This window comes from Ectopseudomonas alcaliphila (genome assembly GCF_900101755.1).
GTDB classification, from domain to species: domain Bacteria; phylum Pseudomonadota; class Gammaproteobacteria; order Pseudomonadales; family Pseudomonadaceae; genus Aquipseudomonas; species Aquipseudomonas alcaliphila.
Map to the genome: position 1 here is coordinate 49997 of NZ_FNAE01000004.1, position 16759 is coordinate 66755.

General features: G+C 62.2%; 15 protein-coding genes. 6 read left to right on the top strand and 9 right to left on the bottom strand.

The features are described from left to right. Positions 1–78 precede the first annotated feature (78 nt). Positions 79–750 (top strand): TetR/AcrR family transcriptional regulator, encoded by a 672-nt coding sequence (locus BLR77_RS14680; protein ID WP_074679022.1) that lies wholly within the window; start codon positions 79–81, stop codon positions 748–750. A gap of 70 nt (positions 751–820) precedes the next feature. Here BLR77_RS14680 and BLR77_RS14685 read toward each other — a convergent pair whose 3' ends face one another. The 9 genes from BLR77_RS14685 to BLR77_RS14725 all read right to left on the bottom strand — a co-directional run bounded on the left by BLR77_RS14685 (position 821) and on the right by BLR77_RS14725 (position 10748). Continuing rightward, positions 821–1672 (bottom strand): shikimate dehydrogenase, encoded by an 852-nt coding sequence (locus BLR77_RS14685; RefSeq protein ID WP_074679024.1) that lies wholly within the window; start codon positions 1670–1672, stop codon positions 821–823. 5 nt (positions 1673–1677) lie between these two features. Beyond that, positions 1678–2118, bottom strand: coding sequence for a type II 3-dehydroquinate dehydratase (gene aroQ / locus BLR77_RS14690; RefSeq protein WP_074679026.1), 441 nt, complete (start codon positions 2116–2118; stop codon positions 1678–1680). A gap of 220 nt (positions 2119–2338) precedes the next feature. Continuing rightward, entirely contained in the window at positions 2339–3361 is a 1023-nt protein-coding gene (locus tag BLR77_RS14695; protein WP_074679028.1) for a response regulator, read from the bottom strand. A 62-nt stretch (positions 3362–3423) separates the two neighbouring features. Then, positions 3424–4428 carry a chemotaxis response regulator protein-glutamate methylesterase gene (cheB, locus tag BLR77_RS14700; RefSeq protein WP_074679030.1) on the bottom strand — a complete coding sequence of 335 codons (1005 nt, stop codon included), beginning with the start codon at positions 4426–4428 and terminating at the stop codon, positions 3424–3426. Next, positions 4425–6689 carry a hybrid sensor histidine kinase/response regulator gene (locus BLR77_RS14705; RefSeq protein ID WP_074679032.1) on the bottom strand — a complete coding sequence of 755 codons (2265 nt, stop codon included), beginning with the start codon at positions 6687–6689 and terminating at the stop codon, positions 4425–4427. Before BLR77_RS14705 ends, cheB begins: the two co-directional genes overlap by 4 nt. Then, a complete protein-coding gene (locus tag BLR77_RS14710) occupies positions 6686–7369 on the bottom strand; it encodes a chemotaxis protein CheW (protein WP_074679034.1) in 684 nt (227 codons plus the stop codon). The genes BLR77_RS14705 and BLR77_RS14710 overlap by 4 nt, the downstream gene beginning before the upstream one ends. Beyond that, on the bottom strand, positions 7362–8609 hold the full coding sequence (locus BLR77_RS14715; protein WP_074679036.1) for a CheR family methyltransferase: 1248 nt from the start codon (positions 8607–8609) through the stop codon (positions 7362–7364). The genes BLR77_RS14710 and BLR77_RS14715 overlap by 8 nt, the downstream gene beginning before the upstream one ends. A gap of 4 nt (positions 8610–8613) precedes the next feature. After that, positions 8614–9108, bottom strand: coding sequence for a chemotaxis protein CheW (locus tag BLR77_RS14720; RefSeq protein ID WP_074679038.1), 495 nt, complete (start codon positions 9106–9108; stop codon positions 8614–8616). Between the two features lie 2 nt (positions 9109–9110). Next, complete coding sequence (locus tag BLR77_RS14725) at positions 9111–10748, bottom strand: methyl-accepting chemotaxis protein (RefSeq protein WP_139202989.1); 1638 nt, start codon at positions 10746–10748, stop codon at positions 9111–9113. Positions 10749–11133: 385 nt separating this feature from the next. On the opposite strand from BLR77_RS14725, the gene mads1 reads away from it, so the two are divergent. From mads1 to mads5, 5 genes are read left to right on the top strand one after another with little or no spacing between them, the layout of a single operon-like run. After that, positions 11134–11349: a methylation-associated defense system helix-turn-helix domain-containing protein MAD1 gene (mads1, locus tag BLR77_RS14730; RefSeq protein WP_074679042.1), complete on the top strand. Its 216-nt coding sequence runs from the start codon at positions 11134–11136 to the stop codon at positions 11347–11349. A 28-nt stretch (positions 11350–11377) separates the two neighbouring features. Next, positions 11378–13384, top strand: coding sequence for a methylation-associated defense system DNA methyltransferase MAD2 (gene mads2 / locus BLR77_RS14735; RefSeq protein WP_074679044.1), 2007 nt, complete (start codon positions 11378–11380; stop codon positions 13382–13384). Then, positions 13381–14718 carry a methylation-associated defense system AAA family ATPase MAD3 gene (gene mads3 / locus BLR77_RS14740; RefSeq protein WP_033997110.1) on the top strand — a complete coding sequence of 446 codons (1338 nt, stop codon included), beginning with the start codon at positions 13381–13383 and terminating at the stop codon, positions 14716–14718. The genes mads2 and mads3 overlap by 4 nt, the downstream gene beginning before the upstream one ends. Further along, positions 14715–15371 (top strand): methylation-associated defense system protein MAD4, encoded by a 657-nt coding sequence (mads4, locus tag BLR77_RS14745; RefSeq protein WP_074679046.1) that lies wholly within the window; start codon positions 14715–14717, stop codon positions 15369–15371. The genes mads3 and mads4 overlap by 4 nt, the downstream gene beginning before the upstream one ends. Continuing rightward, the gene (gene mads5, locus BLR77_RS14750) at positions 15368–16759 is read left to right on the top strand and encodes a methylation-associated defense system restriction endonuclease subunit S MAD5 (RefSeq protein ID WP_074679048.1); all 1392 of its coding nucleotides are present in this window, start codon (positions 15368–15370) and stop codon (positions 16757–16759) included. The genes mads4 and mads5 overlap by 4 nt, the downstream gene beginning before the upstream one ends.

Sequence of the window (16759 nt, forward strand, 5' to 3'; positions counted from 1 at the left end):
AGGCGGCAGCCTGTCCGGTTGCCGCTGCGGCCTGCCATAATCCGCCCCACCAATACCTATAAAAAAGACCATTGCCGTATGACCGAAGCCGTTGCCAACCTGGCCACGCCACCTACCGAGGTGGTGCGCAAGGTACGTAAGAACAACCCGGAGAAAACCCGTGAGAGCATCCTCCAGGCTGCCATCACGGAGTTCGTCCAGCAGGGGCTTTCCGGTGCCCGGGTGGATGCCATCGCCGAGCGCACTGCCACGTCCAAGCGGATGATCTACTACTACTTCGGCAGCAAGGAGCAGCTCTATCTCGAAGTGCTGGTCAAGCTCTACGGCGATATCCGTGGCACCGAGAGTCGCCTCGATCTGGCCTCTTTGCCACCCGTATTGGCGATTCGCCGGCTGGTGGAGTTCACCTTCGATCACCATGACCGCAACGTCGACTTCGTGCGCATCGTCAGCATCGAGAACATCCACTACGGCGAGTTCGTCAAGCAATCGCCTGCCATTCGCCAGATGAGCAACGTGGTGCTCGATACCCTCGGCAAGACCCTGCGCCGCGGTGAGGAGGAGGGCGTGTTCCGCCCCGGTATCGATGTGCTCGATGTACACTTGCTGATCAGCTCGTTCTGCTTTTATCGCGTCTCGAACCGCCACACCTTTGGCGAGATCTTCCAGATCGATCTGCCCGACGAGCAGGTCAAGCAGCGGCACAAGGCGATGATCTGCGAGGCCGTGCTGCGTTATATCCAGGGCTGAAGATCGGTGCGGATATGAAAAGGGCCCTGGCGGCGTTGTCGCTGCCAGGGCCCTTTTTGCATGAGTGCGCTCAGAAACTGGCGAAGTGCGCCTGCATGCGTTCGGCATCGGCCGGGCGGCCGCTGAACAGCTCGAACGCCTTGACCGCCTGGAATACCGCCATGGTGCCGCCGTCCAGGGTGCTGCAGCCGAGGGCGCGGGCGTGGCGGAGCAGTTCGGTTTCCAGTGGGAAGTAGATGATCTCGGCGACCCACAGCCTGGCATGCAGCAGCTCCACCGGCAGCGGTGTGCCCGGCAGTTTGGCCATGCCCACCGGCGTGGTGTTGACCAGGCCGTCGGCAGCGGCGACTTCACCTGCCAGGTCTTCACCGGCGATGGCGCGCTCGGCGCCAAAGTGAGCGTTGAGATTGTCCGCCAGGGCCTGGGCGCGGCCGGGCTCCACTTCAAAAATGCACAGGCGTTCGACGCCTTCGGCGAGCAGAGCATGCGCCACGGCTGCGCCTGCGCCGCCAGCCCCCATCTGCACCACGCGCCGCCGGGCCACGTTGGGCAGGCCGCGGCGCAAACCCTCGGCGAAGCCCAGGCAGTCGGTGTTGTGGCCGACACGCTTGCCGTCCTTGAGCACCACGGTGTTCACCGCGCCAATGCCTCGCGCCTCGTCCGACAGCTCGTCGAGCAGCGGGATGATCGCCTGCTTGGCCGGGAAGGTGATGTTGAGACCGGTGAAGCCCATGTGCTGCGCTGCATCGAGCAGGCTGGGCAGTGCATCGAGGTCAAGGCCGAGCTGATCGAGGTCGATCAGACGGTAGAGGTAGCGCAGCCCCTGCGCATCGCCTTCGCGTTCGTGCATGGCGGGCGTGCGGGAGGCCTGGATGCCTTTGCCGATCAGGCCGGCGAGAATGCCATTGGTAACGGAGGACATGGTTTTTAACCCTTGAGCGATTGAGCGAAGTACTGCAGACCCAGGCGGTAACCCTGGCTGCCGAGGCCACAGATGACGCCTACTGCGATGGGCGAGACGAAAGAGTGATGGCGGAACGGCTCGCGCTTGTGCACGTTGGACAGGTGTACTTCGAGCACTGGTAGTTCGCTGGCCACCAGGGCATCGCGGATGGCCACCGAGGTGTGGGTCCAGGCCGCCGGATTGATCAGAATGCCGGCGCAGCGCCCGCGCGCACCGTGGATCCAGTCGAGCAGCTCGCCTTCGTGGTTGGTCTGGCGAAACTCGATCTTCAGGCCATGCTCGGCAGCAGTATCGGCACAGAGCTGGGAAATGTCGGCGAGGGTTTCATGGCCATAGGTGGCCGGTTCGCGGGTTCCAAGCAGGTTCAGATTGGGGCCATTGAGTACAAGAATGCAGGGCGTCATGGGGTATCTCTTGTTGTTGTGACGTGACTGCAGGGGAAAATGTACTAACTGGTTAATTCAGTCAATTCAGCGGCCAGCATGTGATCACGCGTCGAGTTGCCTGACGCCTCCAGTTGAGGTGTCAGGCTCAGCAACTACGGGGGTTACATGGGATCGTGGTGAGGTCGAATAGCGCTTGGAAAGTGGGCGATTATCGCCCGGCTGGTGTCAGGTTACCGTGTCAGCTGCTGCCGCCAGCCTGCGCTACCTGATTGCGTCCGCTGTGCTTGGCCAGATACAGGCCTTCGTCAGCCTTTATCACCAGGCTCAGCGGATCATGCTCCATGGAGGGGCTGATGGTGGCGATACCGATGCTCACACTGATCGGCGAGCCCGGTTTGGGCAGATCGTGAGGGATACCCATCGCCTCCACTGCGCGACGAATCTTTTCTGCCTGCAGGCGCGCGCCGCCGGCGGCGGTGCCGGGCATGATCACGGCAAATTCTTCGCCGCCGTAGCGTGCGGCCAGATCAGAGGCGCGCGTGCAACTGGCGCGCAGCGATTCACCGACGCGGCGCAACACTTCATCGCCGGCGACGTGGCCATGCTGGTCGTTGTAGGCCTTGAAGTAGTCGACGTCGATCATCAGCAGCGACAGCTCGCTCTGATCACGCAGGGCGCGGCTCCATTCGATCTCCAGGTATTCGTCGAAGTAGCGGCGGTTGGCCAGGCCGGTGAGACCGTCGGACTTGATCAGGCGTTGCAGCACCAGATTGGTGTCGAGCAGCTGTTGCTGGCTTTCGCGCAGGGCGCGATAGGCCTCGTCGCGCTGCAGCATGGTCAGGTAGGAGCGCGAGTGGTAGCGAATGCGCGCGAGCAGTTCGATCACGTCCGGCAGCTTGACCAGGTAATCGTTGGCGCCGGCGGTGAAGGCGGCGCTCTTGACCTTGGGGTCTTCCTTGGTCGACAGCACGATGATCGGCACATCGCGCAGGCCGGGCGCCGCACGGTACTGGGCGAGCAGTTCGATACCGTCGACGCCGGGCATGATCAGGTCCTGCAGGATCACCGTCGGCTTTATCTGCTGAGCCACGTTCAGCGCCTGTTGCGGGTCGGAGCAGAAGTGGAAGTCGATGTCGCTCTCTTCACTCAGCGCACGCCGTACGGCTTCGCCGATCATGGCCTGGTCGTCGACCAGCAGCACCATCATCGAGTAGTCGGGCAAGCCGTAATGATGATTGGAGTTCCCTTGAGGCCTATGCATAAGTGCGTCTCCGCCTTTGTTGTCGTGGGTTACGCGGCTTCTTTGGCCGCGGGTTGGCGTTCTTAGCTCAGGCGCTCGAGCAGGCGCGCCGCAATTCTGTCCAGAGGCAGCACCTCTGCTGCGGCGCCCAGCGCCACGGCGGCCTTGGGCATACCGTAGACGGCGCTGCTGGCCTGGTCCTGGGCGATGGTATGAAAGCCGCGCTCGCGCATCAGCTTCAGGCCCCTGGCGCCATCGCGGCCCATACCCGTCAGCAGTACGCCAATCGCATCACCTCGCCAGTAGGTGGCCACGCTCTCGAAGAATACATCGATAGAAGGCCGGTATACCTGATCGGCCGGCTCGCGTCGGTACACCAGGCGCCCCTCCGGCGCCAGGTACAGGTGATTGTTGGTGCCGGCCAGGAGCACGGTGGCCGGTTGCAGCACTTCGCCTTCCCGGGCCAGGCGCACCGGCATGTGCGATTCGCTGCCGAGCCACTGAGCCATGCCGGCCGCGAAGACTTCGTCGACATGCTGCACCAGCACGATGCTGGCGGGGAAATCCGGCGGGATCTGCTGCAGCAGCTCCACCAGCGAAGCCGGGCCGCCGGCCGATGCGCCGATAGCCACCAGACGTTTGCCGCGGTTCTCGGTGCTGCGCACGGGCGTTGGTTTGACCGAGCGCGAGGTCTTGTGGCCGATCATCCAGGCGATGTTGTGGATCTTGCGCCTTACCGTCGCGGCATCGAGCACCTGTTGTGGGCCAAGCGACGGTGCGGCGACCACATCCAGTGCGCCGGCACCCATGGCATCGAACACCCGCGACATGTTGCGTTCGACGTCCGAGGTGACGATGAGAATGGCGCAGGGCGTGTCGTGCATGATCCGCCGGGTCGCTTCCACGCCGTCCATGCCGGGCATGAGCATGTCCATCAGCAGCAGATCGGGCAGGTCGTCGCGGCAGTGGCTGACAGCCTCCTCGCCGTTGCTGGCGACCCAGATCAACTGATACTCGGGCTCGGCCGCCAGGGCGCGGCGCAGGGCTTCGACTGCCAGGGGCATGTCGTTGGCAATGGCGATCCTCATTCGCGGGCCTCACCGATCAGGGTTTGTACGGCGTCCAGCAGCGCTTCGTCATGGAAGCTGGCCTTGGCCAGGTAATAATCGGCGCCGGCCTCCAGGCCGCGACGGCGATCCTCTTCGCGGTCCTTGTACGACACCACCATCACCGGCAGCGAACGCAGGCGTGGGTCCTGGCGCACTTGCGTGACCAGTTCGATGCCATCCATGCGCGGCATGTCGATATCGGTGATCAGCAGATCGAAGGCCTCGGCACGCAGGGCATTCCAGCCGTCCATGCCATCCACGGCGACCGACACCTGATAGCCACGGCTGAGCAGCAGCTTGCGCTCCAGTTCGCGCACGGTGAGCGAGTCATCCACCACCAGCACGCGCTTGCTGACAGCCTGGCGCGCATGGCTGGCATGGTCGACACGTTCTAGGTGACCGGTGCCGAGCAATTTGCCCACCGAGTTGAGCAGGTCGTCGACGTCCAGGATCAGCACCGGCGTGCCGTCGTGCAGCAGGGCGCCGGCCGCGACGTCGCGCACCTTGCCCAGGCGTCCATCGAGCGGCATCAGCACCAGGGTGAACTCGCCGAGGAAGGCTTCGACCGCCAGGCCGTGATACTGCTCGCGGTCGCGAATCAGCACGATGGGAATGCTGTCATCGTCGCCCTGTTTCTCGTTGCATTGCAGCAGCTGTGCGGCGGAGATCAGGCCGACGTGCTCGTCCTCCAGCCAGAAGTGCTGGCGCCCCTCGAGCTGGACGATAGCGCTGCGCGGCAGGCGCAGCATGCGTTCGATCTGCGCCAGCGGGAAGGCGTAGGCCTCGCCGCCGATGGTCACCACCAGAGCACGCACCACCGAGAGGGTCAGCGGCAGTTCGAGGTGGAACAGGCAGCCCTTATCAGGGCTCTGCAGCAGACGTACATTGCCGCGCATACGGCGAATCTCGTGTTGCACCACGTCGAGGCCGACACCGCGACCGGAGACTTCGGTGACCTGCTGGCTCATGCTGAAACCGGGCAGGAAGAGAAAGGCCAGCAGCTCTTCCTCGGTCATCTGCTGCGCCTGCTCGGCGGTGGCGAAACGACGGTTGATCACCGCCTGAGCGACGCGCTCGAGGTCGATGCCGGCGCCGTCGTCGCCGACTTCCAGCACCAGCATGCCGGCATGATGACGTGCGCGCAGTTGCACCACACCTTCCTCCGGCTTGCCCTTGCGGGCGCGCAGCGCCGGTGGCTCGATACCGTGGTCGACGGCGTTGCGCAGTAGGTGCGTCAGCGGCGCTTCCAGGCGTTCCAGCACGTCGCGGTCGACCTGGGTGTTCTCACCCTCGATCTCCAGGCGCACCTGTTTGCCCAGCGAGCGGCCAAGGTCACGCAGCATGCGTGTCTGTCCGGTCAGTACATCGGCAAAGGGGCGCATGCGCGAGGCCAGGGCCAGGTCGTACAGTTGCTGCGTGCGTTGCCCGCCGTACCAGACGAAGTCGTCGAACAGTTCCTGATGGGCCTGCAGCTGTTGCTGACATTCGATCAGCAGGTTGCGGCTCTCGGCGAACAGCGCCTGGGCGGAGGCGTCCAGGTCCGTGCCGAGCAGGTGTTCGCGCAGTGTCTCCAGCGTGCGCCGCGCCGACTCCTGCTGGCGCTTGAGGCGATGCAGCGAATCGTTCAGCGGCTTGGTGCGCTGGAATTCCACCAGCGATTTGCCGGACAGGTCGATCAGGTGATCGAAACGCTCGGCCGACACCCGCAATACACGACTGATGCGCTCGTCGGCCACTGGCTCGGCTGATTGCGGGCTGGCCGCAGTGGGCGTTTCGGGCAGGTTGGACGGTGCGGCTTCGGCGGCAAATGCAGCACTTTCGCCAGGTTGCACGCGCAGCGCGGGTACGGCGTTGCCAAGCAGCACCTGCAGGCGCGTGGTGACGGTTGCCACCCGCGCTTCCTGCTCGGCGTCCTGCTGGGCCTGGCCGATGCGCAGGAGCAGGTCGGAGCCTTGCAGCAGCGCGTCGATATGATCGGGCAGCAGCCGCAGCAGGCCTTCCTGAGCGGCGACCAGCAGGTCTTCCATGGCGTGGGCGACCTGCACGCCATTGTCCAGGCCGACGATGCGTGCCGCGCCTTTGAGCGAGTGCGCGGCGCGCATGCAGGCTTCCAGCTGGCTGGCGTTGGTCGGGTCGCGCTCGAGAATCAGCAGGCCGGTGTCGAGCACCTGCTTCTGCGCCTCGGCCTCCAGCCGGAACAGGTCGAGCAGCGATGCATCCCTCATCTGGTCCGGTGTCACGCGAGGCTCCCGATCATGGTTTGCAGCAACTGTTCGTCGTCGAGCAGGGTAATGCTCTGCTCCTGCCATTGCAGGACACCGGCGGTGAAACGGCTGATGGCGCGCTTGTCATCGTGCTTGGCGCTGCTGATGCGCGCCACGGGGATGCGCTGGATGCCGCTGACCTCATCCACCGGCGTCACCAGTGGGCCGCTGTCGCTCTCCAGAATCAGCATGCGCGGGATCACCCGTCGCTCGCCACGGCGCGCATCCTGCTGCGTTTCGAGGCCGAGCAATTCGGCCAGCGACAGGCAGGCGACCAGGGTGCCGCGTACGTTGGTCACGCCCAGCAGGCCACGGCTGTTGCGGTGCGGCAGCACGTGAATCGGCGAGACCGGCATCACCTCGGCCAGGCAGCGCGTAGCGATGGCCAGCCATTGTTCACCCAGGCGGAAGATCAGCAGTGAGCGCTGTGCGCCCTGCGCTTCCTCGGTTTCGCCTTGGCCATAGTCATCATCGCCACGCTCCAGCGTACTGCCGTAACGGTCGAGCAGGGCGATGGCCGCTGCGCCGTAAACCTCGCAGTTGCGACAGTGAATATGCCGCTCCAGCTGCGGGCAACTCTTGTCGCCAAACACGCCGATGCGATTCCAGCAGTCGTCCACGGCTGCTTGGCTGTGCAGCAGATCCTGATCAGTCACGTTCGCCTACCTCGGGATTCTGCGCGCGGCGATACAGGCGCTGGGCGCCGGTCTGATCGCCTTGCGCTTCCAGGTGCGCGGCCAGGTGGGTGAGCGCCTCGCGGTGCTGCGGTTCGAGATAGATCGCCTTGCGGTAGTAAGCGCAGGCCTGGTCGCCCTGACCTGCCGCGTCGCAGAGCAGGCCCAGCCAGTAATAGGCGGCGGCGCTGGGGCCGTTCTGCTGCAGGTGCTGTTCAGTGCGCTGGCGCGCCTCGTCGGTGCGCCCGGCGTTGGCCAGGTTGGCGATTTCGCTCCAGATATCCGCTGTCTGCGCTTGTGGCGCCGCTGCGCTCAAGGTTCTGCTCGCGGGGCGTGGTCTGCTCGGTTGGATGGTGCGCGTCGGTATGACCGTGGCTGTGCGCGTACGGCTGGCGGGTACCCGCGTCGGCACGCTTATCGTCGGTTGGGCCGGGGCCATGCGAAAGGCGAAGGTCTGCTGCCGGCCCAGCGCCTGCAAACCGTTCTGGCTGGCCAGGCTGGCCTCGGCCGGGCCGATGAACAGCGTGCCGCCTTCCTGCAGCTGGCGCTTGAGCAGCTCCAGCACGCGCACCTGGGTGGGGCGGTCGAAGTAGATCAGCAGGTTGCGGCAGAAGATGAAGTCGTAGCTGGGCTCGCCGGCGAACAGGCTGGGGTCGAGCAGGTTGCCGGTGCGCAGCCTGACGCAGGTACGCACCCGTTCGTCGAGGAGAAAACCACCGGACTCCTGCTCATGGAAGAAGTGATCGCGAAAGGCCAGGGCATCACCGCGGAACGAGTTGCGCCCATACAAGCCCTTGCGTGCCTGTTCCAGCACCTTGTCGCTGACGTCCAGCGCCTCGATCTGGAATTGTTCGGCGGAAAAACCGGCATCGAGCAGGGTCATGGCGATGGAGTAGGGCTCTTCACCGCTGGAGCAGGGCAGGCTGATCAGGCGCAGCGGCCGGCCGCCGTGCAGTTGGGTGTGACGCTCCTGGGCCAGGCTGGCCAGCGCATTGAACGATTCCGGGTAGCGGAAGAACCAGGTTTCCGGCACCACCACGGCTTCCACCAGCGCCTGCTGCTCGCGCGGCGAGCCGCCGAGGGTGGTCCAGTAGCCTTCCAGGTTCTGCTGGCCGAGGGCAGCCATGCGCTGGCGCACGGCGCGTTCGATCACCGTGCGGCCGACCGATTCGGCTTCCAGGCCGATGCGGCTTTTCAGCAGGCGTTCGATATGCTCGATCATGCCGTCAGCCCCGTTCCGTTGGTTGGAACAGCAGGGCGCGTACCTCTTCGTCGAGCAGCCCGGCGACCTCGATGCGCTGGATCATGCCCTGGGCGTCGCGTTGCAGCGGCCCCAGGTAATCCGCCTGGCCCGCTTCCAGGCCGCTGGCCTTGAAGGCCTCGCTGGGCAGACGCAGGGTGTCGGTGGCCTGCTCCAGAATCAGCCCGAGCACCGGCGATTGCTCGCCCAGTTGCATGTCGAAGCGCACCAGCACCACCCGCGTGCTGCTGCGGGGCAGGGCGGGGCGACCCAGCACGCGGCGGCTGAGATCGATCACCGGGGTCACCCGGCCGCGGTGCTCGAACAGCCCCGCAACCCACTGAGGCGCCTCGGGCACCTGTTTCAGGCGGCGCAGCGGCAGCACTTCGACCACCTGGCTGGCGGGCAGGGCGTAGCGATCGTCACCGAGCTTGAACTGCAGGTGCAGTTCGCCCGCTGCTGCTTTGCTGGAGGCCGGCATGTTCAGACCTTGAAGCGGCTGACGCCAACGCGCAGGTTGTTGGCCACCTGGTTGAGTTCATCGATGGCGGCGCCAGCCTGGCGCAGCGAGTCGACGGTCTGGCTGCTGGCTTCACCGAGTTGCACCAGTGCCTGGTTGATCTGTTCGGCGCCGGTGGACTGCGCCTGCATGCCTTCGTTGACCATCTGGATGCGCGGCGCCAGGGCCTGCACCTGCTGGATGATCTGGCTGAGCTGGTCGCCCATCTGCGCCATCTCGCCGATGCCGCGGCGCACCTCTTCGGAGAACTTGTCCATGCCCATCACGCCGGCCGATACAGCGGACTGGATCTCGCGCACCATCTGTTCGATGTCGTAGGTGGCTACGGCAGTCTGGTCGGCCAGGCGCCGCACTTCCACGGCGACCACGGCGAAGCCCTTGCCGTACTCGCCGGCTTTCTCCGCCTCGATGGCGGCGTTGAGCGACAACAGGTTGGTCTGATCGGCCACCTTGACGATGGTGGTCACCACCTGGGTGATGTTGCCGGCCTTCTCGTTGAGGATCGACAGCTTGCCGTTGACCACGTCGGCAGCGCCCATCACCTGGTGCATGATCTCTTCCATGCGGGCCAGACCCAGCTGGCCGGTGCCGGCGAGAATCGAGGTCTGCTCGGCGTTGTCCGATACCTCGCCCATGGTGCGAACCAGATCGCGCGAAGTGGCGGCGATCTCCCGTGAAGTGGCGCCGATCTCTGTGGTCGTGGCGGCGGTTTCGGTGGCTGTGGCCTGCTGCTGGCGCGAGGTGGCGGCAATCTCGGTAACCGAGGTGGTCATCTGCACCGCCGAACGCTGGGCGTTGCCGACCAGGTTCTTCAGCTCGCCGACCATGCTGTTGAAGCCCAGTTCGATGGCGTTGAATTCGTCACGGCGGTGCAGGTCGAGTTTCACCGACAGGTCGCCGCTTTCCAGGGATTTGAGGGTGCCGACGATGCGGTTCACCGGTGTGGTGATGGCGTTCATCAGCAGCCAGCCGCATACGGCGGAGACGAGGATGGCCAGCAGGAGGGCGACCAGCAAGCCCACCTCCATGATACGTACCGCGCTACGAATTTCGCGCGCGGCGGCGTCGGCCTGGCTGCGATTCATCTCGATCAGCTCGCTCAACAGGCTCTCGCCTTTGTCCCACTCGGGAAACACGCGTTCGGCACTGAACTGACGGGCCTGCTTGAGTTCGACGCTCGGCAGACTGTCGAGCAATTGCCCGTGGCGGTTCAGATACTGACGCTGCACCTGACGAAATTGTTCGGCCAGCGCAAGCTCCTGCTCGTCGGCTGTGGCGCTCTGGTAGCGGCCGAATTCCTCTTCGAGCGCCTGCTCCAGCGTGGCGAACTGGTCGCGGTAGTTGTCGAACAGGGTGGCAACGTCTTCATCGACGGCGCGCAGGAGCAGGCGGCGGGTGTCGAGCATGTGACGGGACCAGAGCTCCTGTGCCTTGCTCGGGTAATACAGGCCTGGGATCGACTCATTGCGGATGCCATTGGCCTCGTTCTCGATCTGCACCAGGCGAGCATACGAGGCGCCGGCCAGCAGGACCAGAATGGCGATGATCAGCAGGAAGCTGACAATGATTCGATTGCGTACGGTCAGGTGCATCATGTTCATTGGGCCTGGCAGGTCAGTTTGGCTAATCGATTACAGCACACCGGCGTTGCGCCGTTTTGCCTGAGGGTAATGAATGTGTACCGGTTGCCTGGCGAAAGGCAATAAAAAAGCCGGCTTGTGGCCGGTTTTTTTATTCTTCAAGAAATTGATTTATATAGTCTTTATGTCTTGGATCAATTTTGTCCCCCCATTCATCCCCCCAGTCAGGCGGTGCGTGAGGTTTAGAACTGACTGTCGGCTCTTTCCTTGTGTGAGCCCTGGTGTGGGTAAAGAATGGGTCTAATAGGCCTTCACCCAAGCTAACCCGACTTAACCCATGCAAGTAGGCCTGAATATCTGTAAGCTCATCTCTGATTCTTATACAGCATGCAAGCAGGACTTCGCTATGGATGACCGCTGGCTCTCCGTCGATGAGATCGCCGATTACCTCGGTGTGGCCAAAGACACCATCTACACCTGGGTGACTTCCAAAGGCATGCCGGGGCACAAGGTCGGGCGCTTCTGGAAATTCAAGAAGGAAGACGTGGACGCCTGGGTACGAGAGGGCGGTGCCGCTGCAAGCAGTGATGACTTTGACGACAAGGGGGCGCGCAATGCCTAAGCAGCGCCCCATACAGGACAGCAACGACATGAGCGACCTTGATCAAGAAGCCCAAGCGCCAGAGCGCGCGCTCGAAGAGGGCAAGGTCTTTGACTACATCACCGGCAATCCGGTGAAAGACAGCGACAAAGAAAAGGTTCGCCAGCGCATTGCTCGCGCCATTATCCATGAGTACGGTATCGCGGCCGAAGACATGGAGCCCGACTTCAAGGTCAAGGTACTGGGCAAGAATCGCAAGATCGACATCGCCATCTTCAAGCCTGGCCAGGCGCACACGATAGACAACCTCTACCGTGCCGTGGTGGTTGAGAAAGAACCCAAGATCGGCACCAAAGGTGCGTACCGTATGCGCGACCCAGAAGAGGCGCGCAAAGAATTCGAGGTGCTGGAGGCCGTGATGGCCGAGGTCGATAGCTGCGACTACGGTTTGTGGACGAACGGCCTGGAGTTCTTCTTTTTCAAGAAAGAAGTCACCCGCTTCGATACCAAGTTCACACCAATCGGTGACTGGCCATTGGGTGACGACACCTTCAGCGTTGAAGGCCGCTCCATGGGCCGCATGCGTCGTGCGGACCCAGTGATGCTGCGCACCGCTTTCCGCCGTTGCCACAACTACATCCACGGCAACGAAGGCATGCCCAAGGACGCCGCCTTCTGGCAGTTCCTGTACCTCATCTTCTGCAAGATGTATGACGAGCAGCAGCCCAATGAAGCCCGTGGGTTTTACGTAGGCCCATTCGAACCTTTTGACCCGGAAGGCCAGAAATCCATCCGCCTTCGGATCAAACCACTCTTTGAGCGAGTGAAGAAGAAGTACGACGGTCTCTTCAAAGGCAACGAAGAAATCACACTGTCCGACCGGGCTTTGGCTTTCATCGTTTCGGAGCTGGCTCGTTACGACTTCGGCCGTACCGATGTCGATGCCAAAGGTGCGGCCTACCAAGAGATCGTGGGCACCAACCTGCGCGGAGATCGCGGCCAATACTTCACGCCGCGTGGAGCCATCAGTCTTGTGGTGCAGATGCTCGCACCCAAGGAGCACGAGCGTGTGCTGGATTCGTCCTGCGGTACGGGGGGGTTCCTGGTTGAGACCCTGAACTACCTGAACACGGTCTTCCACGAAGAGAAGCGCATCAAGGCAGGCGACGAGAACACTGAAGAGTTCGTGTCCATCCGTGATCGGCTGGCCAACTACGCTGCCAAGAACCTGTTCGGTGCTGACTTCGACCCCTTCCTGGTGCGGGCTGCTCAGATGAACGTGATGATGGCAGGCAACTCGCTGGGCCACCTCTATCACATGAACTCGCTGGAGTTCCCGGTGGGACATCTGCCCGGCGTTCAGGCTGCGAAAGAGGCCATCCCGCTCGGCACGATTGATGTCTTGATGACCAACCCGCCGTTCGGCTCGGACATCCCCGTCACCGAGAAGACCATCCTGGAGCAATACGAACTGGCTCGCCGCTGGGAGCGGCAAGGTGATGGTTTTGTGATGACCAATGCCATCAAGCCAGCGGTTTCGCCTGAGGTTTTGTTCATTGAGCGTTGTGTGAAGTGGCTCAAGCCGGGAGGCCGGGCTGGCATCGTCCTGCCCGATGGCATCTTGGGTAACCCTGGTGACGAGTTCATCCGCTACTGGATTCTTCGGCATTGCTGGGTGCTGGCCAGCGTCGACTTGCCAGTGGAGTCATTCATTGTCGAAGCTAACGTCAACATTCTCACTAGCCTGCTGTTCCTCAAGCGTAAGCCTGCGGAAGTCATTCAGGCGGAAGACCTTGGCCAGAAGGAGGACTACCCCGTGTTCATGGCTGTGGCAGAGAAGGTGGGCTTCGATCGCCGTGGCAACACGCTTTACAAGCGTCACCCTGATGGCGAAGAAATCCTTGTGGATGTGAGCCATGAAGAGAAGGTACGCATTGGTGGTGGCCTACAGGTGCGCACGCTTCATCGCAAAGAGCGCATTCTCGACGACGACCTGCCCGAGATCGCCAAGGCCTATGCCGAGTTTCGCGTCAAATACCCGGAGCCCGGCAAATGATCACGCGACTGGAAGCCACGCGCTATCGCTGCTTTGAACACCTGGGAGTTGATGTCGGCGACTTTCGGGTGCTGGTCGGGGCCAACGGCTCCGGCAAGACCACGCTGCTCGATCTGCCGGTACTTTTCGGCGACCTGTTACGTGCCACTAACGTTTCCGCTCCCTTCATGGAACGCCGCCCTGAGCTGCCGCCTCGCGCGGGTAATTTGAACGAACTGGTTTTCGCCGGGCGCGGCAGCGATTTTTCGCTGGCTGTTGAGGCGCGTTTGCCGGACGTTGTGCAATCCAAGGTGCTTGAAGGCATGTTCGCCAGAAAGCGCACGGAACGGTCGCGACAGGCATTGCAGGAGGATCGCCGTCATTGGCCGACCCACATTCGTTACGAGGTTGGCTTGCGGCTTGGTGCCGATCAAGCTCTGCAGGTGGCTTACGAGTACCTGTTCATGTTCCCTGAGTCGGACGGGCCTGACCGCCGTCAGGCTGGCTTTCATGGTGTCGCTGCTGACAGCAAGAAGCACTGGCACCTGACGCTGAAGCGCGAGATTGGCTACGAGTCTGAGTTCACTCCCGAAACACCACAGGCGAGCGTTGCCAAAGTGGGGCTGCCTGAAACGCTGCTCGCTATGCCTCGTGTGTTGTTCGAGTCCGAGGCGGGCTATCCCGCTGCCCGTTGGTTGTACGGTCTGTTGACCACTGATGCCGTGTTTCTGGAGCCCAACTGGTCGGTCATGCGCCAAGCTAGTCCACCGGGCCAACCCAAGGTCATCACGGCCAATGGTCGCAACACTCCCTGGCTTGCACTGGAATTAAAGCGCGAAGGCGCACCGGAGAGTGCCCCAGCTGACTTCCGCAGCGAACGCTATGCCGACTGGATTGCCCATGTGCAAACCGCGTTGCCGCAGGTGACCGACATCGATGTGCGTGAGCGCGAAGACGACCACCACGCCTACTTCTTGGTCAGCTACAAGGGAGATTTCAAGGTGCCGTCACCTGGTTTGTCCGATGGTACTTTGCGCATCCTCACGCTGACGCTGTTGCCTTACCTCAGTAAGCACCCGGCCATCCTTGTGACCGAAGAGCCGGAGAACGGCATTCATCCGCGCGCCATTGAGGCCGTTCTGCAATCGCTTTCATCGATGTACGACAGCCAAGTGTGGGTGTCATCTCACTCACCTGTGGTGCTGGCTCGCGCCAAGCTGGATCAATTGTTGTGCGCCAGGCTCGCCAGCGACGGTGGCGTGGAGATTATTCCGGGCACTGATCACCCGCGTCTGCAGGAATGGCGTGGCGGCATCGATCTCGGCAGTCTGTTTGCAGCGGGGGTGCTGGGATGATCAACAAACGCCCCTGCGTCATCTTGGTGGCCGATAGCAACATGGCCGCCACCTTCCGTGGCTACTTCAAGCGCGACGGCTGGCACCTGAGCCTTGGCTGTGCGCCCTTTGAGATGAACACCGATGTTGGTGCTGACCTGCTAGTCGATGAGGGTGGCAACGATCCTGGTGTGTATACCAAGGGACATGAGCTGCTACGTCCCTACCAAAGCAGCCATCATCGTGCGTTGGTGGTACTGGATTGTGAGTGGGAGGGCGCACCGGACAAGGCTGCCATTGTTGAACACATCACGGCACGTTTGGTGACAAGTGGCTGGGCTGAAGATGCGGTTAAGGTGATCGCCATTGAGCCGGAGTTGGAGAACTGGCTATGGCAAGACAAGCCGCAAGTAGCGGACGCGCTTCGTTACAAGGGTGAAAACCCCCTGCGCCAGTACCTGGCCGATAGCGGTTGGTGGCCTGCCGGTGTGGCCAAACCACCTCGGCCAAAGGAGGCGGTGGAGTGGGTGTTGAGGCAGACCCGCCGGCCGCGTTCTTCGGCAATCTATCAAGAGCTGGCAGAGTACATCTCGATCAAGGGATGTACGGACGCAGCATTTGCCGAGATGCATGCGGCGTTTTTGGCGTGGTTCCCGGTGGAGATTCCAGCATGACCGCCGTCAGACTAAAGATCGTTCGGGCTGCTTGGCTTGAAGAGGGCGGTCGGAGACTCGATTGCAACCCTTACATGTCGGGCGCGTTGGAAGCGAGGGATGCCCTGAAGCGACTTGCGTGCCATAAGGACAAGTTGCGAGATGTGACACTGGGGATGTTCGACTCTGGTCGCGAGAGCCGGAACTGGGTAGATGATGAAAGGTTCGGCGTGCGCTACATGGGTAGCTCGGCGATTAACCTCGCTGACTTTGCCAACTTACCTCTTATCTCGAACAAGCAAGTGGCGCGAAACCCCAAGCTCCTCATTGAGGAGGGCTGGTCCCTGATTACTCGTTCAGGGACTATCGGTCGCATGGCCTATGTGCGACCGGACATGGCTGGCCTCGCTTGCTCAGAAGACGTCTTGCGAGTAGTCCCTGACTTGGAGCGTATTCCACCAGGCTACCTGTACGCCTTCCTATCCAGCCGCTACGGCGTGCCCCTGGTCGTCTCGGGCACCTACGGTGCCATCATTCAGCACATCGAGCCGGTTCATATTGCGGACTTGCCGGTCCCGAGATTTGACACTCCGACGGAGCATGCTATCGCCACAAAGGTGGACGCTGCTGCCCTTGCGCGCGCTGAGGCAGTGGAGTTGCTGCGTGAAGCCGCCAGTCGCTTGCACAAGAGGCTCGGGCTCAAGAAGCCAACACCGATCGCCTCTTTGCCAAAGCCAGATGTTGCCACAGTTTCCAGCGAGGCTTTTAAGGATCGAGGGGATGCGTACTACTACAGCGCCAGAAACGCAGAGTCTCGTGGCGCTCTTGATGATGTAACCGTGAACCGTCCGCTGGGAGAAGTCGCGGAGGTTTTCATTCCGGGCATCTTTAAGCGGCTTTATGCATCTGATCCTCAGTTCGGCAGCCCTTACATCACTGGTGGGGATGTGTTCGAGTTGGCTCCTACGTCTGACAAGCACCTAATGAAACGCGTCGCCGCGGAATATCGCTTGCTACTCAAGAAGGGAATGATCGTTGTGCAGGAAGCGGGTCAGCTTGGTGGTCTGATCGGGCGTTCGGTGATGGTGGGCAGCTATCTCGATGGGTTTTCTTGCAGCAACAACATGATTCGGATCGTTCCCGAGGACGACATCGACGGAGGCTATCTATTCACGCTGCTGGCCAGCGAGCATGGAGTTCGATTGTTATCTCGTGAAGCCGCCGGTTCCAGCATTCCGCACACAGATGAACAACGAGTCAAGCGAATTCGTATTCCGTGGCCCTCGCGCGCCGACCGCGAAGAGATTGGTGCACCAGCGATTCGAGCCCGTGAATTGAGGGATCAAGCTTGCATTTGGGAGCGTGAAGCACGAGACATCCTGGAAGCAAGAATTTTGGGAGGGGAATGA

Excerpts from the sequence above, each read along its gene's own strand:
- BLR77_RS14680 (WP_074679022.1), top strand. The coding sequence starts at position 79 with ATGACCGAAGCCGTTGCCAACCTGGCCACGCCACCTACCGAGGTGGTG.
- BLR77_RS14685 (WP_074679024.1), bottom strand. The coding sequence starts at position 1,672 with ATGTCCTCCGTTACCAATGGCATTCTCGCCGGCCTGATCGGCAAAGGC.
- aroQ (WP_074679026.1), bottom strand. The coding sequence starts at position 2,118 with ATGACGCCCTGCATTCTTGTACTCAATGGCCCCAATCTGAACCTGCTT.
- BLR77_RS14695 (WP_074679028.1), bottom strand. The coding sequence starts at position 3,361 with ATGCATAGGCCTCAAGGGAACTCCAATCATCATTACGGCTTGCCCGAC.
- cheB (WP_074679030.1), bottom strand. The coding sequence starts at position 4,428 with ATGAGGATCGCCATTGCCAACGACATGCCCCTGGCAGTCGAAGCCCTG.
- BLR77_RS14715 (WP_074679036.1), bottom strand. The coding sequence starts at position 8,609 with ATGATCGAGCATATCGAACGCCTGCTGAAAAGCCGCATCGGCCTGGAA.
- BLR77_RS14720 (WP_074679038.1), bottom strand. The coding sequence starts at position 9,108 with ATGCCGGCCTCCAGCAAAGCAGCAGCGGGCGAACTGCACCTGCAGTTC.
- BLR77_RS14725 (WP_139202989.1), bottom strand. The coding sequence starts at position 10,748 with ATGAACATGATGCACCTGACCGTACGCAATCGAATCATTGTCAGCTTC.
- mads1 (WP_074679042.1), top strand. The coding sequence starts at position 11,134 with ATGGATGACCGCTGGCTCTCCGTCGATGAGATCGCCGATTACCTCGGT.
- mads2 (WP_074679044.1), top strand. The coding sequence starts at position 11,378 with ATGAGCGACCTTGATCAAGAAGCCCAAGCGCCAGAGCGCGCGCTCGAA.
- mads3 (WP_033997110.1), top strand. The coding sequence starts at position 13,381 with ATGATCACGCGACTGGAAGCCACGCGCTATCGCTGCTTTGAACACCTG.
- mads4 (WP_074679046.1), top strand. The coding sequence starts at position 14,715 with ATGATCAACAAACGCCCCTGCGTCATCTTGGTGGCCGATAGCAACATG.
- mads5 (WP_074679048.1), top strand. The coding sequence starts at position 15,368 with ATGACCGCCGTCAGACTAAAGATCGTTCGGGCTGCTTGGCTTGAAGAG.